The 13,280-nt window shown below is 71.9% G+C and carries 13 protein-coding genes; 5 read left to right on the top strand and 8 right to left on the bottom strand.

What is annotated here, in order from left to right; all coding sequences use genetic code 11:
- Window positions 1-34: 34 nt before the first annotated feature.
- The 6 genes from BN39_RS04600 to BN39_RS04575 all read right to left on the bottom strand — a co-directional run bounded on the left by BN39_RS04600 (window position 35) and on the right by BN39_RS04575 (window position 5,903).
- Window positions 35-703 carry a hypothetical protein gene (locus BN39_RS04600; protein WP_019201185.1) on the bottom strand — a complete coding sequence of 223 codons (669 nt, stop codon included), beginning with the start codon at window positions 701-703 and terminating at the stop codon, window positions 35-37.
- A gap of 171 nt (window positions 704-874) precedes the next feature.
- Window positions 875-2,707: an acyl-CoA dehydrogenase gene (locus BN39_RS04595; RefSeq protein ID WP_019201184.1), complete on the bottom strand. Its 1,833-nt coding sequence runs from the start codon at window positions 2,705-2,707 to the stop codon at window positions 875-877.
- 150 nt (window positions 2,708-2,857) lie between these two features.
- Window positions 2,858-3,544 (bottom strand): bifunctional 2-polyprenyl-6-hydroxyphenol methylase/3-demethylubiquinol 3-O-methyltransferase UbiG, encoded by a 687-nt coding sequence (locus BN39_RS04590; protein WP_019201183.1) that lies wholly within the window; start codon window positions 3,542-3,544, stop codon window positions 2,858-2,860.
- On the bottom strand, window positions 3,541-4,311 hold the full coding sequence (locus BN39_RS04585) for a deoxyribonuclease IV (RefSeq protein WP_019201182.1): 771 nt from the start codon (window positions 4,309-4,311) through the stop codon (window positions 3,541-3,543). The genes BN39_RS04590 and BN39_RS04585 overlap by 4 nt, the downstream gene beginning before the upstream one ends.
- A 39-nt stretch (window positions 4,312-4,350) precedes the next feature.
- Window positions 4,351-5,211 carry a S1 family peptidase gene (locus tag BN39_RS04580; protein ID WP_019201181.1) on the bottom strand — a complete coding sequence of 287 codons (861 nt, stop codon included), beginning with the start codon at window positions 5,209-5,211 and terminating at the stop codon, window positions 4,351-4,353.
- A gap of 146 nt (window positions 5,212-5,357) precedes the next feature.
- Window positions 5,358-5,903 carry a TetR family transcriptional regulator gene (locus BN39_RS04575; protein ID WP_019201180.1) on the bottom strand — a complete coding sequence of 182 codons (546 nt, stop codon included), beginning with the start codon at window positions 5,901-5,903 and terminating at the stop codon, window positions 5,358-5,360.
- A 105-nt stretch (window positions 5,904-6,008) separates the two neighbouring features.
- Between BN39_RS04575 and BN39_RS04570 the strand changes: the two genes are divergently transcribed.
- From BN39_RS04570 to BN39_RS22050, 3 genes are all read left to right on the top strand, one after another.
- Window positions 6,009-6,785 carry an SDR family oxidoreductase gene (locus tag BN39_RS04570; RefSeq protein WP_019201179.1) on the top strand — a complete coding sequence of 259 codons (777 nt, stop codon included), beginning with the start codon at window positions 6,009-6,011 and terminating at the stop codon, window positions 6,783-6,785.
- On the top strand, window positions 6,778-7,179 hold the full coding sequence (locus BN39_RS04565; protein ID WP_019201178.1) for a heme-binding protein: 402 nt from the start codon (window positions 6,778-6,780) through the stop codon (window positions 7,177-7,179). Before BN39_RS04570 ends, BN39_RS04565 begins: the two co-directional genes overlap by 8 nt.
- 118 nt (window positions 7,180-7,297) lie before the next feature.
- Window positions 7,298-8,467: an alpha/beta hydrolase gene (locus BN39_RS22050; RefSeq protein ID WP_148281411.1), complete on the top strand. Its 1,170-nt coding sequence runs from the start codon at window positions 7,298-7,300 to the stop codon at window positions 8,465-8,467.
- A 189-nt stretch (window positions 8,468-8,656) separates the two neighbouring features.
- On the opposite strand, the gene BN39_RS04555 is transcribed toward BN39_RS22050, so the two are convergent.
- Entirely contained in the window at window positions 8,657-10,210 is a 1,554-nt protein-coding gene (locus tag BN39_RS04555; RefSeq protein ID WP_019201175.1) for an MFS transporter, read from the bottom strand.
- A 121-nt stretch (window positions 10,211-10,331) separates the two neighbouring features.
- Here BN39_RS04555 and BN39_RS04550 point away from each other — a divergent pair, with 121 nt between their 5' ends.
- The gene (locus BN39_RS04550) at window positions 10,332-10,871 is read left to right on the top strand and encodes a TetR/AcrR family transcriptional regulator (RefSeq protein WP_019201174.1); all 540 of its coding nucleotides are present in this window, start codon (window positions 10,332-10,334) and stop codon (window positions 10,869-10,871) included.
- A gap of 13 nt (window positions 10,872-10,884) precedes the next feature.
- On the opposite strand, the gene BN39_RS04545 is transcribed toward BN39_RS04550, so the two are convergent.
- Window positions 10,885-12,327 (bottom strand): sodium:alanine symporter family protein, encoded by a 1,443-nt coding sequence (locus BN39_RS04545; RefSeq protein WP_019201173.1) that lies wholly within the window; start codon window positions 12,325-12,327, stop codon window positions 10,885-10,887.
- Window positions 12,328-12,502: 175 nt separating this feature from the next.
- Between BN39_RS04545 and BN39_RS04540 the strand changes: the two genes are divergently transcribed.
- Complete coding sequence (locus BN39_RS04540; protein WP_019201172.1) at window positions 12,503-13,273, top strand: SDR family oxidoreductase; 771 nt, start codon at window positions 12,503-12,505, stop codon at window positions 13,271-13,273.
- Window positions 13,274-13,280 lie beyond the last annotated feature (7 nt).

Genomic DNA, 13,280 nt, shown 5'->3' with positions numbered 1-13,280 from the left:
GGGACGAACCGGTTCCTGTCGGTCTTGGGCATCGTCAGTCCTTCCGGGTGAGCGCGCGGCGATCGTGCAGGGTGTGTTCGGGCGCGGTCCCGCCGAGGGGGTTGGTGACCCCCACGACGACGGTGTACCGGGTCGCGACGGCGCCCAGGCGCTGGGCCGCCTCGAACCGGCCGGGGTTGTCGCGGACCTGCTCCAGGTCGCCCACGACCAGGATCGGGCGGTCGCCGAGCAGGGCCAGGGTGATCCGCAACAGGAACAGCTGCAGGTCCGTGAGCTCGACGATCCGGGTCTTGGGGGAGGGCCGCTCGACGTCGCCGAACACCTGGTCCAGCTCGAGCCGGCCGGCGCTGAGCGGCACCATCGAGTACCACGGCGCGAGCCAGCGCCGCTGTTCGGCGAGCACCGTCTCGACGGTGACCGTCTCGTCCAGGTCGTCGATGTCCTCGAACGCGGCGATGGCGCACTTGCGGCGGATCGCCGAAGGGCTGGTGGCGCCGAGCGCGTCGACGGTGCCGTGGCTCGGCCTGAGCCGGCCCGCGAGGGTCAGCAGCAGCGCGTCCTGGTCCCGGCCCGCGGGCATCTGGATCGCGTGGAAACCGGAGCCGATGTCCAGGTCGATGCCCTGGAAGAGGGGACCGTGTTCGCCGTCGACGCCCAGGTCGCGGGCCCTGATGACGACGTCCTCGGGGGTGTCTTGCTCCATGCGATGGCTCTCCGCTGATCGTCGGGCGCAGGTCAATTCCGCATCCTACGGGCCGGTGCCCGACGGTCCGCGGGCACGCGGAGGCCGGGAGGGGGGGAAACGACGCGGGCGCCCCGACCGCGTGGTCGGGGCGCCCGTCGTCGGTGCTGTGTCAGCGCGTGGTGGCGCGGATCAGAACGCGGCCTCGTCGAGCTCCATCGCCTCGTTGTCGAGGGCCGCGATGACGTCCTTGGTGGAGGTCAGCAGCGGCAGCATGTTGGCGGCGAAGAACTTCGCGACGCCGACCTTGCCCTGGTAGAACGGCGTGTCCTTGTCCGAGGCGCCCGCGTCGATCGCGGCCTGCGCGACGACGGCCTGGTGCAGCAGGCGCCAGCCGATCATCAGGTCGCCGACCGCCATGAGGAAGCGCACCGAGCCGAGGCCCACCTTGTACAGCTCCTCCGGCTTCTCCTGCGAGGCCAGCGCGAAACCGGTGAGGGTGGCGGCCATGGCCTGCACGTCCTCGGCGGCGGTCTTGAGGTGCGCCACCGACGCGGCGAACGGGCCGCCGGCGTTGGCCTCGATGAACTTCGTGATCTCGCCGGACACGTGGCCCAGGGCCGCGCCGCGGTCCCGGAGGATCTTGCGGAAGAAGAAGTCCTGCGCCTGGATGGCGGTGGTGCCCTCGTACAGCGAGTCGATCTTCGAATCGCGGACGTACTGCTCGATCGGGTAGTCCTGCAGGAAGCCCGAGCCGCCGAAGGTCTGCAGCGACTCCTGGCCGAGCAGGGTGAAGGCGCGCTCGGAGCCGACGCCCTTGACGATCGGGAGCAGCAGGTCGTTGACCTTGTGCGCCATCTCGGCGTCGGCACCCGAGACCGGGGTCGCGGTGCGGACGTCCTGATGCGCGGCGGTGTACAGGTACACGGCGCGCAGGCCCTCGGCGTACGCCTTCTGGGTCAGCAGCGACCGGCGCACGTCCGGGTGGTGCGTGATGGTCACGCGCGGCGCGGTCTTGTCGGCCATCTGCGTCAGATCGGCGCCCTGGACGCGCTCCTTGGCGTAGTCCAGCGCGTTGAGGTATCCGGTCGAGAGGGTGCCGATGGCCTTGGTGCCCACCATCATGCGGGCGTGCTCGATGACCTTGAACATCTGCGCGATGCCCTTGATCTCCTCGCCCACCAGCCAGCCCTTGGCGGGCTTGCCGTGGCCGCCGAAGGTGACCTCACAGGTGGTGGAGGTCTTGATGCCCATCTTGTGCTCGACGCCGGTGACGTAGACGCCGTTCTCCTCGCCGAGGTTGCCCTGCTCGTCGAAGTGGTGCTTCGGCACGAAGTACAGGCCCAGGCCCTTGGTGCCGGGGGCGCCGCCCTCGGGGCGGGCCAGCACGAGGTGGAAGGTCGACTCGAACATGCCGTCCATCACCGCGGAGGTGATGAAGCGCTTCACGCCCTCGATGTGCCAGGAGCCGTCCTCCTGCTTGACGGCCTTGGTGCGGCCCGCGCCCACGTCGGAGCCGGCGTCCGGCTCGGTGAGCACCATGGTGGCGTTCCAGTTGCGCTCGGCGGCGATCTTGGCCCACTTCTTCTGCTCGTCCGTGCCCTCGTCGTGCAGGATCTGCGCGAAGCCGGGGCCGGCGGCGAACATGAAGACGGGCGGGTTGGCGCCCAGGAAGAGCTCGCCGATCGCCCAGTAGAGCGAGCGGGGCACATCGGTGCCGCCCAGCTCGTCGTCGAGGCCGAGGTAGGACCAGCCGCCGTCGGAGAAGATGGCCTGCGACTTCTTGAAGGCCTCGTTGATCGTCACCTCGTGCGTCTCCGGGTCGAAGACGGGCGGGTTGCGGTCGGCTTCGGCGAAGGACTCGGCGATGGGGCCCTCGGCCTGACGGGCCGCCTCACGCAGCATCTCCTTGGCGGTGTCGGCGTCGAGGTCGCCGTAGGCGCCGGACTCCAGCACCTCACCGACGCCGAGGTCCTCGAAGAGGTTGAACTCGATGTCGCGGACGTTGCTCTTGTAATGGCCCATGGGGCTGATCCACCTTCGTGATTCGAGCTTCGGACGAGCTTCTTGTTTCGGCTGGCTGTTACCAGCCGGTAAGTTACCAGTCGGTAATAAGGTGAATATTAGCGCGCCGAGCGCGTGCGAACAAGTGCAAGCACCCCGCAGTCGCGCGTGTCAGTCACGCCGGCGCCGCGCGCGAACCGCCAGGTCAACGCCCGTTCCGTGGTGCGGGTCACTTTCTCGCCATTCGACGTGCTCCACCACCATGTCCTCGGGCAGCGCCGCCGACAGCTCGGCCGCCCCGAACGTGGGCAGGTCGGGGTGCGCATCGGCCCGCTCGTGCGCGACCAACAGGAACAGCCCGCCGGGCGCCAACGCGCGCGCCACCTTCGCGATCGCCGCGGCCCGGTCCTCCGGATCGGGGTGCACGTACGCCCACAGCGCCAGGTCGTACGGCTCGTTCGGGATCGGGTCGACGGTGACGTCGAGGGCCGTCCAGTGCAGGCGGGCGCGGACGGTGCGCGGCTGGCGCGCGGCCACCGTCGCGGCCTTGTCCAGGCCCACTCGGGAGTAGTCGACCGCCGTCACGTCCCACGCGCGGGTCGCGAGCCACAGGGCGTGCCTGCCCTCGCCGGAGCCCACATCGAGCGCGCGGCCGGGCGGCAGCACGGTGACCTGCTCGACGATCCAGGGGTCGGGCGGGGCGCCCCAGACCAGGTCCGTCGAGCGGTAGCGGTCGTCCCACTGCTCGGCGCCGCGGATCTGCTTCTCCTCGTGCGCGAGCGCGGCGGCGGAGACGGGGCCGATCTCGCCCTCCTCGTGCTCCTGATCGGTCCGGTCGATCCCGTCGGGGGTGCTCACAGCAGGGCCTCCTTGAGGTAGGCCACGTCGTCCTCGAGACCGTCGGACGGGGTCTCCAGGATGACGGGCGCGCCGGCGGCGCGTGCCACGTCGGCCAGCAGGTCCGGGTCGATGGTGCCGTCCTGCAGGTTGGCGTGCCGGTCGCGCGCCGAGTCGAATTCGTCGCGGGAGTTGTTGAGGTGCACCAGGTCGATCCGGCCGGTGATGGCCAGGACGCGCTCCACGATGCCGAGCAGTTCCTCGCCGCCCGCCCACGCGTGGCAGGTGTCGAGGCAGAAGCCGGCGCCCTGATCGCCCACCGCGTCCCACAGCCGGTCGATGGTCTCGAGCTGGCGCGCGATCGCGCCGTCGCCGCCCGCGGTGTTCTCGATGAGGATCGGCACGCCGAAGCCGCCCTTCTCCTCCTGGCGCGTGAACAGCTTGCGCCAGTTGTCGATCCCCGCCTGCAGGTCCTCCCCGTCGCGCAGGTGTCCGCCGTGCACCACGAGCCCGAACGCGCCCAGGTCGGCCGCCGCGGCGGCCTGCTTCTCCACCGCCTTGCGGGACGGCATGCGCAGCCGGTTGTTCAGGCTCGCCACGTTGATCACGTAGGCGGAGTGCACCACGATCTCCAGCGGCGACGCGCGCAGCGCCTCCGTCTGCGGGTGGGGCTCGGGCTTCTTCCAGCCCTGCGGGTCGGAGACGAACATCTGGATGACGTCGACCCCGAGCCGCTCCGCGGTCTCGACGGGGTGGGTGTCACTGCGGACGTGGGCACCGATGCGCATGCGCCCAGCCTAGCCACCGCGGCCCGTCGGCGAGCGGGGTCAGATACCGGCGCCCACGGGAAGCGCCACCGTCTCCGACGCGGCCAGGAAGGTGCGCTCCTCGTCGCCCGCCGCTGCGCGGTTCGGGGCGGGCACGCCGCCCCGGTTCGTGGTGGCCAGGCGCAGCCCGCCGCCGCGCGCGAACACGTCGCGCACGCTCCAGTAGATGGTGGCCTGTTCGCCGGGCTTGACGTCGTCGTCCGTGCCGGCGGTCGTGATGCCGAGGGCGGCACCGTCGGACAGCCGGACCAGGGGGCCGCCGCTGTCCCCGGGGCGCGAGGTGATGTCGGCGAGGATCTGCGTGGGGGTCACGGCGAGCACCGTGCCGCAGCGCCACCCCAGGGTGACGCCCTGCTGGCACACCCGCTCGCCCACGCGGGCCACGCCCACCCGGGTCTGGCGCACCGGGCCGCGGCTCGACGTGGTCGGGATCCGCGGGTGCAGGTCGATCACGGCCCAGTCCGCCTCCTGCGGGTTCACCAGCACCTGCTCGCCCGTCTCGGGGTCCTTCATGGTGCGCGGGCTCGAGGACTGCGTCACCGTGCCCACCTTCTGCAGCGCACCGCGCTCGCCGGGGATCGGCGCCCCGACCTGCTGTCCGCGGCTGCCGCAGTGCCCGGCGGTCACCGCGACGCGCCGCCCGTCCGGGCGCTCCGCGACGAAACCGACGGTGCACGTCTTGGTCCGTACCCGGCCGTTCGCGCGGCGCTCCTGCACGACGCCGATCTCCGAGCCCGGGCCCACGACCGGCAGCGCCGTCCGTGCGCCGGCGGGGGCGGGCGCCGCGGTCGCCGCCGGCAGCACGCCGGCACCTCCCAGCACCACGATTGCCGCACTCGCTCCCGCGATCACGCGCTTCATGCCCATCGTTCCGCCCCGTCCTTCGTCAGCCTCGTCGACCGGTGGCCCGGCCACCGCCCCCCGCGCGACGCGCGGTCTGAAGAGGAGATAACCACCTCTCTGCGAAATATGCAAGATGGCAAAGAGTGCGTTCGCGGAGTGACGGCTCAGTCGGTGACCGTGGCGCGGACCGCGGCGACGAGTGCGGCCCGGTGGCGGGCGAGCCGGTCGGGGGTGTCGTCGCCGGCGAGGGAGCGGAGCGCCGGCGATGCCGCCGGCCACGCGGTCGCCATGCCGATCACGAGCGCCAGGACGTCGGCCGCGCCGGCGCCGTGCTGCGCGCGGAGCGCGGCGACCTTGGGCGCGTAGGCGTCCGCCTCGGGCGCCGCCGCGTCGGGGCGCTCGAGGCGGGACCAGGTCGTGAGCCGCAGGATGTCGGGGTTCGCGGCCACGTAGTCGAAGAGGGCGCCGGCGTACCCGGGCAGATCCTCCGGCGTGAGCGGAACCGCCGCGGACATCGCGTGCAGCGCCCGCCCCACGACCAGGTCGAACAGCTCCTCCTTGGGGCCGAAGTGCACGTAGATCGACCGCTTGTTGGCGGACGCCGATTCCGCGATCCGGTCCATGCGGGCGCCGGCGAGCCCCCGGGCGGCGAACTCGTCGTGAGCCGCGGCCAGGATGCGTCGCTTGGTGTCTGTGGCGTCCGGTGGCACGAGGTCACGGTACCGCCGGGTGCGGACCGCCCGGCTGTTGACAGGTTTTGCAATCGAGGGCACCCTGGAATCGTAGGTATCCAACTGGTTAGTTAAGGAGAGATCGTGGCACAACGCATTCTCATCACCGGCGCCAGCTCGGGCTTCGGCCGCGGCACTGCGCTCGAACTCGCGCGGCAGGGGCACGAGGTGATCGCCGCCGCCGAGACCTGGCCGCAGGTGCGCAGCCTGCGCGCCGACGCCGCCGAGGCGGGCGTCGCCCTCGAGGTGATCAAGCTCAACCTGCTGGACGAGATCGATCTGGCGCACGCGGGCCGCTACGACGTGGACGTGCTCGTGCTCAACGCCGGCGTGATGGAGGGCGGCGCGATCGTCGACATCCCGGTGGAACGCGCGCGGGAATCGTTCGAGATCAACGTGTTCGGACACATGAAGCTGGTGCAGTCGATCGTTCCGAAGATGGTCCGGCGCGGCGCGGGCAAGGTGGTGTGGACGTCGTCGATGGGCGGCATCCTGGTGGTGCCCTTCCTCGGGGTCTACTGCGCCACCAAGCACGCGATCGAGGCGATCGCGGGTTCCATGAAGGCGGAGCTGGAGCCGCTCGGGGTGAAGGTGGCCACCGTCAATCCCGGGGTCTTCGGCACCGGCTTCAACGACACCGGCGCCGAGAGCTACGTCCAGTGGTACGACCCGGAGAAGGCCGTGGTGCCGATGCCGGACTTCGGCGACAGCCTGGCCGATCAGGCGGATCCGCAGGAGATGATCGACGCCATGGTGGAGATCATCCCCGCCGATGATCACCTCTATCGCACGATGCGACCCGCCGAGACGGTGGAGGCGGCCAAGCAGTGGCAGCAGACCGAGTGGACGCAGCATGCCTGACGTCACGCTGGAGCAGGCCACGGCCATCATCGAGCGCGGCCGCGCGCACGCCGCCGAGATGGGCCTCAACGCGGTGTTCTCCATCCTCGACCGGGGCGCGAACCCGGTGGCCTTCGCCCGGATGGACGACGCCTGGCTCGCGTCGAACGATCTCGCGGTGGCGAAGGCGCGCACCGCCGTGATGTTCCGCATGCCCAGCGAGGACCTCGCGGCGCCGGTCGCCGTCGGCGAGCCGTACCCGCACTTCGATCACGTGCCCGGCGGAGGCTTGATCCTCATGGGAGGCGGCCTGCCGCTGGTCGACGGTGAGGGACGGCTGCTCGGCGGGCTCGGGGTCTCGGGCGGAACGCCGGACCAGGACGCCGCGCTGGCGCGGGTCGCGCGAGGCGACTGAGGGCGGGCCGCGGGGCGACCGAGCGACCGCCTGTGGAGGACCGCGGTCCTGTGGAGGAACGCGGTCCGGGCGGGGCGCTGCGGGCCGTCCGCGGGGACGGCGGGCCTAGCGTGACCTCATGACGGTTGTGGGGGAGGCGCCGGGGGCGTGGCGCGGGCGGGCGGCCGACGCGTACGCCGGGTGGGCGGCCGCCGAGGCGCGGCTGGTTCGCGAGGTCGAATCCGCACTGCGTCGGGCCGAGGCTGAGATCGCCTCCGGCGGAGCCGATCTCGCTGACCGGCTCGCTGTGATCGACCTGCCTCTCGCGGTGCCGCTCGGCGCACCGCCGACCCCGGTGACCGGCGCCCGGCCGCGCTCCGCGGCCACCCGCGACGCCGAGAACCGGGCCCGCCTCGCGGGCGATCTGCGGCGGCTCCGCGGGCGGCCGCTCACCGCCGGCGAGCGGCGCGAGCTGGCGCGGGCCGAGGCGATCGATGCGCGGCTGCGCGCGCTCGACGGCGCGGTCGACCCGGTCACCGGGGCCCGGGTTCCCGTGCTGCTGCACGAGTACGAGCCGCGTGCCTTCCGCGGCGACGGGATCGTGGTGGTCGCGATCGGCGACCTGGACGCCGCGGAGAACGTGGGCGTCCTCGTGCCCGGCATGGGCACCACGGCCGGATCCGTCGGCGCGGTCACGGGTGATGCGCTGCGGCTGTACGAGGCGGCGCGCCGGGCCGATCCGGGGCGGAGCACCGCGACGCTCGCCTGGATCGGGTACGACGCCCCGTCGGGCGGGGCCGCCGTGGCCCGGGTGATCACCCGCGACGCGGCCGATCGTGGCGCCGCCCAGCTGCGCGAGGATCTCGCGGACATCGCGGCGCTGCGGGCGGGGAGTGATCCGCGGATCGTGTTGTTCGGGCACAGCTACGGCGCCGTCACCGCCGCGACCGCGGGTGCGGGAGGCGCCCTCGTGGGCACGGTGGACGCGATGGTGCTGCTGGGCTCGCCGGGCGCCGGGCCGGTGCGCAGCGCGGCGGAGCTGGGCCTGCCCGTGTACGTGGCGCGGGATTCGGACGACCCGGTGCCGGCAGCCGCGGGCACGGACCCGGCGGCCCGCGGCCTGCGCCGCTTCGGGATCGAGGTGGGGCTCGGAACCGACCCCGCCGCACCGTCGTTCGGTGCGACACCGATCGACGCCGAGGGCCCGACGGGGCCGGGTGCCGGTGCGCATTCGGGCTACTACCGCCCGGGATCACCCGCGCTCGACGCCTTCGCCCGGATCCTCACGGGAGGCGGCGGTGGACGGTGACGAGGCCGATCTGGCCGAAATCGACGAGCTCGCCCGCCGGTGGGAGCGGGCGGGTCGGGCCTTCGCCGCCGAGGCCCGACGGTGGCGCGATCGTGCGGCGCCGGACACGGCCCGGTTCGCCGAGCGCGCGGCGGCGGCGCTGGCCGACCACGCGCGGGCCGCGGCCGCGGCGGCGGAGCGCCTGCGGGACTACCGCGCCGCGGTGGCGTCGGTCGACGAGGAGGGCGCCCGCAGCGTGCGGTGCGCGATCCAGGCCGCGGCCAGCATGAGTCCCACGCCGATCGCCGACGTCACGACCACGCCGGTCTCGAACGCCTGACCCGCCGCCGCGATCAGGGCCGCGCCGGTGTCGGCGGGCAGGCCCGCCGCCACGTGGTGGGCTCCTGCCAGCGTCTCCGCGGCGGCCGCGGCGTCGGCGCCCTCGACGCCCGCGGGGAGCGTGAGGTTCGCGGCGTACGCGCCGGCCAGGATCGAGCCGAGCACCGCGGTGCCCAGTACCGATCCCATCTCGTACGCGGTCTCCGAGACCGCGGACGCGGCGCCCGCCTTCTCGGCGGGCACGGACGAGACGATCATGTCGTTCGACAGCGTCTCGGCGGCGCCGATGCCCACGCCGAGCATCGCGAAGGCGAGCAGGATCGCGGTCACCGAATCGGGAGAGGCGAACACCGTCACCGTCGCGTACCCGGCGGCGGAGGCGAGCATGCCCGCCACCACGATCGTCGACGGGGCGATGTACCGGACCACGCGCACCACGAGCAGGCCCGCGGTCATCATCACGATGAGGCCGGGCACCAGCGCCCAGCCCGCGTCCATCGGGCTCATGCCGATCACCAGCTGCAGGTGCTGGCTGACGAAGAACATGAAGCCGACCAGCGAGAACACGCTGAGCAGGTTCACCGCCACCGCGCCCGAGAACCGGCTGTCGGTGAACAGCCGCACGTCGAGCATGGGGTCCGGGCGGCGCAGCTGGCGCCGCACGAACGCGGCCGTGGCGACCGCGCCCACCGCGAGCGGCACGAGCACCTGCAGCGGCTCGCCACCCTTGGCGAGGCTCTTCACCGCGTACACCAGGGGCGTGAGGGCCAGCAGCGAGAGCGCGATGCTCGCCGCGTCGATCCGGCCCGGGTGCGGGTCCCGGGACTCCGGCACGAACACGGGGGCGAGCACCAGCAGGGGGACCAGTACCGGCACGGCCATGAGGAACACCGAGCCCCACCAGAAGTGCTCCAGCAGGAATCCGCCCACGATGGGGCCGAGCGCGGCTCCGGCGGCGAAGAACGACGCCCAGACCGCGATCGCCAGCCGGCGCTGTCCCGCGTCGGCGAAGATGTTGCGCAGCAAGGAGAGCGTGGACGGCATGAGCATCGCGCCGAAGAAGCCGAGGCCCGCCCGGGCCGCGATGAGCGCGCCGGCGGTGGGGGAGTACGCGGCCACGACGGACATCGCCGCGAATCCGGTGGAGCCGAACAGCAGGAGGCGCCGCCGGCCGAACCGGTCGCCCAGGCTGCCCATCGAGACCAGCAGGCCCGCGAGCACCAGCGGGTAGACGTCGACGATCCACAGCTGCTGTGCGGCCGTGGGGCCCAGGGTCGCGGCGATGGACGGCAGCGCGAATCCGAGCACCGTGCCGTCGACCGAGACCAGCAGCACGGGGAGCATGAGGACGGCGAGCGCGAACCAGTCGCGGGCCGTCGCGCGTGCGGGTGCGCCGGGGGTCGTGGGGGCGAAAGCGGTGGTCATGGTTCACGTCCGGGATCGAGGTTCTGATGGGTTCGGATCGTTACTGTACCAGCCAGACGGTATAGAGACGAGAGACGCCGGTCACCCCGGGCGGCGCCGCCCGCGGCTACGATGGCGAACCGTGCCACCCCCACCCGTCGCCCGCGCCAAACTCCTCGACGCGTTCGTCCGGATCCTCGTGGACCAGGGCGAACGCGCCGCCACGCTGGAGGCCGTCGCGGCCGAGGCCGGTGTCAGCAAGGGCGGCCTGCTCTACCACTTCGCGTCGAAGGACGCCCTCGTCGAGGGGCTCATCGGGTGGCTGGAGGCCCTGGTCGACGAGGACGTCGCCCTCATGCGGGAGGCTCCCGAGGGTGCGGCCGAGTACTACGTGCGCACCTCGTGCTTCGAGGACACGCCGCTGGACCGGGTGATCATCGCTGTGCTGCGCCTGAGCCAGGGGGCGGATCCGCGCGCGCAGGCCGCGATCCGCGGCCTGCAGCAGCGCTGGCTCGACGTACTGCTCGAGCAGGTGCCCGACGAGGCGACGGCCCGTGCCGTGATCCTGCTGGGTGACGGCCTGTACTACAACGCCGCTCTGAGCGGCGGACAGGGATTCGCCACCGGCGAGCAGATCGGCGAGATCCTGGCGCTGGTGCGCAGGATGGTCGCCGCGGGCTGAACGCCGGGGGCGGTCAGGCGCGGGTCTTCTCGTCGACGGGGTCCCACACGTCGCCCGGGAGGTCGCCGGGCAGGTGCGGGTTGCCCCGCCCCACGAACCGGTCGTCCGCGCCCCGCGCGCGCATGGCGTCGTAGTCGCGGAGCGCGCCGAAGGCCCACCTGCCGAGCATCGCGATCGCCACCAGGTTGACCGTCGCCATGAGCGCCATCGCGACGTCGGCGAGCATCCACACGGTGTCCAGCTCGGCGAGCGTGCCGAAGCCGACGGCCGCGAGCACCAGCGTCTGCAGCACCCGCAGCCGCGAGCCCTCCAGGCCGAGGAAGTTCAGGTTGATCTCGGCGTACGAGTAGTTGCCGATGATCGAGGAGAACGCGAAGACGAAGATCAGCAGCGTCATCGGCACCGTCGTCCAGGCGCCGAGGACCGCGGACACCGAATCCTGGGTGAGCACCGCGCCGCCGCTCTCGGGCTCGGTACCGGGCTGGTAGATGCCCGAGACCAGAACGATGAAAGCCGTTGCGGTGCACACGATGATGGTGTCCACGAACACGCCGAAGGACTGGATCAGGCCCTGCTTGACCGGGTGTGAGACGGTCGCGGTGGCCGCGGTGTTGGGCGCGCTGCCCATGCCCGCCTCGTTGGAGAACAGGCCGCGCTTGACGCCGTTGAGCAGCGCGGCCAGGATGCCGCCGGCGGTGCCGGCCAGGGCCTCGTCGAGCCCGAACGCACCGGCGACGATCTGCCGGATGACCTCGGGGAAGGCGGTGATGTTGAGCGCCACGATCACCAGGGCGAGCGCCACGTAGACCAGCGCCATCACGGGCAGGATCACCTCGGCGACCTTCGCGATGCGGCGCACGCCGCCGTACAGGATGGGCGCCGTGATCACCATGAGGCCCACCGCGATCCAGCCGGTCTCCAGGTCGAACGTGGACGCCAGGGATCCGCCGATCGTGTTGGCCTGCACCATGTTGAACGCGAAGCCGAAGGCGAAGATCAGCAGCACGGCGAACACGACTCCCCAGCCGCGCGAGCCCAGGCCGCGCTGGATGTAGTACGCCGGACCGCCGCGGAAACTCCCGTCGGCGTTGCGCACCTTGAACATCTGCGCGAGCGTCGCCTCCACGAACGCGGTGGCCATGCCCACCAGGGCGACCACCCACATCCAGAACACCGCTCCGGGGCCGCCCAGCACCAGCGCCACGCTGACGCCGGCGATGTTGCCCGTGCCCACGCGGGACGCGAGACCCACGCAGAACGCCTGGAACGAGGAGATCCCGCCCTCGGCGTCCGAGCGGGACGAGCCGATGGCCTTGAGCATCTGCGGCAGGAGCCGCACCTGGACCACCCGGGTGCGGACGGTCATGTACACGCCGACCCCGAGGAGCAGGTAGATCAGGAACCACTCGTACAGGTGGGTGCTGAGCCAGGAGATCGCGGTATCGATCTGGGTCATGAGGTCCTCTCGGGGCCCGGGTCGCGGGCCGAACGCGGTCGGGAGCGGTGCGCCGATGATTTCATGTCGCCGCACGCGGCGGTGAACGCAGTGGATTCCGCGCTGCCCCAGCGCTAATTGAGTAATGTTCAACAGGGGCTTTACCCCGCCGTGACCAGCGGGTACCTTGGTGCCCATGCCATCGATCTTCATCTCCGGTGGCGCTGCCGGTATCGGCCGCGCCACCGCGCTCCGCTTCCTGTCCGAGGGGTGGACGGTGGGCGTCTACGACGTCGACCGGGCCGCCCTCGACGCGCTGAAGGAGGAGCATCCGGAGGTCGTGACCGGCGCCCTCGACGTGACCGACTACGGCCAGTGGGAGGCCGCTCTCGCGGACTTCACCGAGCACACCGGCGGCACGCTCACGGTGCTCGACAACAACGCCGGCGTGTTGTTCGCGGGCGATCTCGACGCGATCGCGCCGGAGCAGATCAAGCTGCAGATCGACATCGACGCCCTCGGCGTCACCTACGGCGCCCGCGCCGCGCTGCCCTATCTGAAGGACCAGCCGGGTGCGCATCTCGTGAACATCAGCTCGGCCTCCGCGATCTACGGCCAGCCCGGCATCGCCACCTACAGCGCCGCCAAGTTCTACGTGGCGGGCTTCACCGAGGCGCTGGAGCTGGAGTGGGAGAAGTACGGCATCCGGGTCGTCGCCATCTGGCCCCTGTGGGCGAAGACGGCGCTCGCCGAGAACGACGCCAAGAGCACGCAGACCCTGGGGGTGAAGATCACGCCCGAGGAGGTGGCGGACCAGGTGTGGAACTCGGTCAATCCGCGGGTGAAGGTGCCGTTCCTGCCGCGCGTGCACTATTCCGTCGGAACCATGACCACCGTGCTGTCCAATTCGAGTAAGTTCGCACCGAGGTCGGTTGTGCGACTGATCAACCAGTTCCTCAGCCAGTAGCCACTGG

It is taken from the genome of Tsukamurella sp. 1534, from assembly GCF_000312385.1.
Lineage (GTDB): Bacteria > Actinomycetota > Actinomycetes > Mycobacteriales > Mycobacteriaceae > Tsukamurella.
This window is presented reverse-complemented; position numbering and strand designations above follow the sequence as displayed.

Bases quoted from the DNA above. Each gene is read 5' to 3' on its own strand.
- BN39_RS04600 (WP_019201185.1), bottom strand. From the start codon at position 703: ATGGAGCAAGACACCCCCGAGGACGTCGTCATCAGGGCCCGCGACCTG.
- BN39_RS04595 (WP_019201184.1), bottom strand. From the start codon at position 2,707: ATGGGCCATTACAAGAGCAACGTCCGCGACATCGAGTTCAACCTCTTC.
- BN39_RS04585 (WP_019201182.1), bottom strand. From the start codon at position 4,311: ATGCGCATCGGTGCCCACGTCCGCAGTGACACCCACCCCGTCGAGACC.
- BN39_RS04580 (WP_019201181.1), bottom strand. From the start codon at position 5,211: ATGAAGCGCGTGATCGCGGGAGCGAGTGCGGCAATCGTGGTGCTGGGA.
- BN39_RS04565 (WP_019201178.1), top strand. From the start codon at position 6,778: ATGCCTGACGTCACGCTGGAGCAGGCCACGGCCATCATCGAGCGCGGC.
- BN39_RS22050 (WP_148281411.1), top strand. From the start codon at position 7,298: ATGACGGTTGTGGGGGAGGCGCCGGGGGCGTGGCGCGGGCGGGCGGCC.
- BN39_RS04555 (WP_019201175.1), bottom strand. From the start codon at position 10,210: ATGACCACCGCTTTCGCCCCCACGACCCCCGGCGCACCCGCACGCGCG.
- BN39_RS04545 (WP_019201173.1), bottom strand. From the start codon at position 12,327: ATGACCCAGATCGATACCGCGATCTCCTGGCTCAGCACCCACCTGTAC.
- BN39_RS04540 (WP_019201172.1), top strand. From the start codon at position 12,503: ATGCCATCGATCTTCATCTCCGGTGGCGCTGCCGGTATCGGCCGCGCC.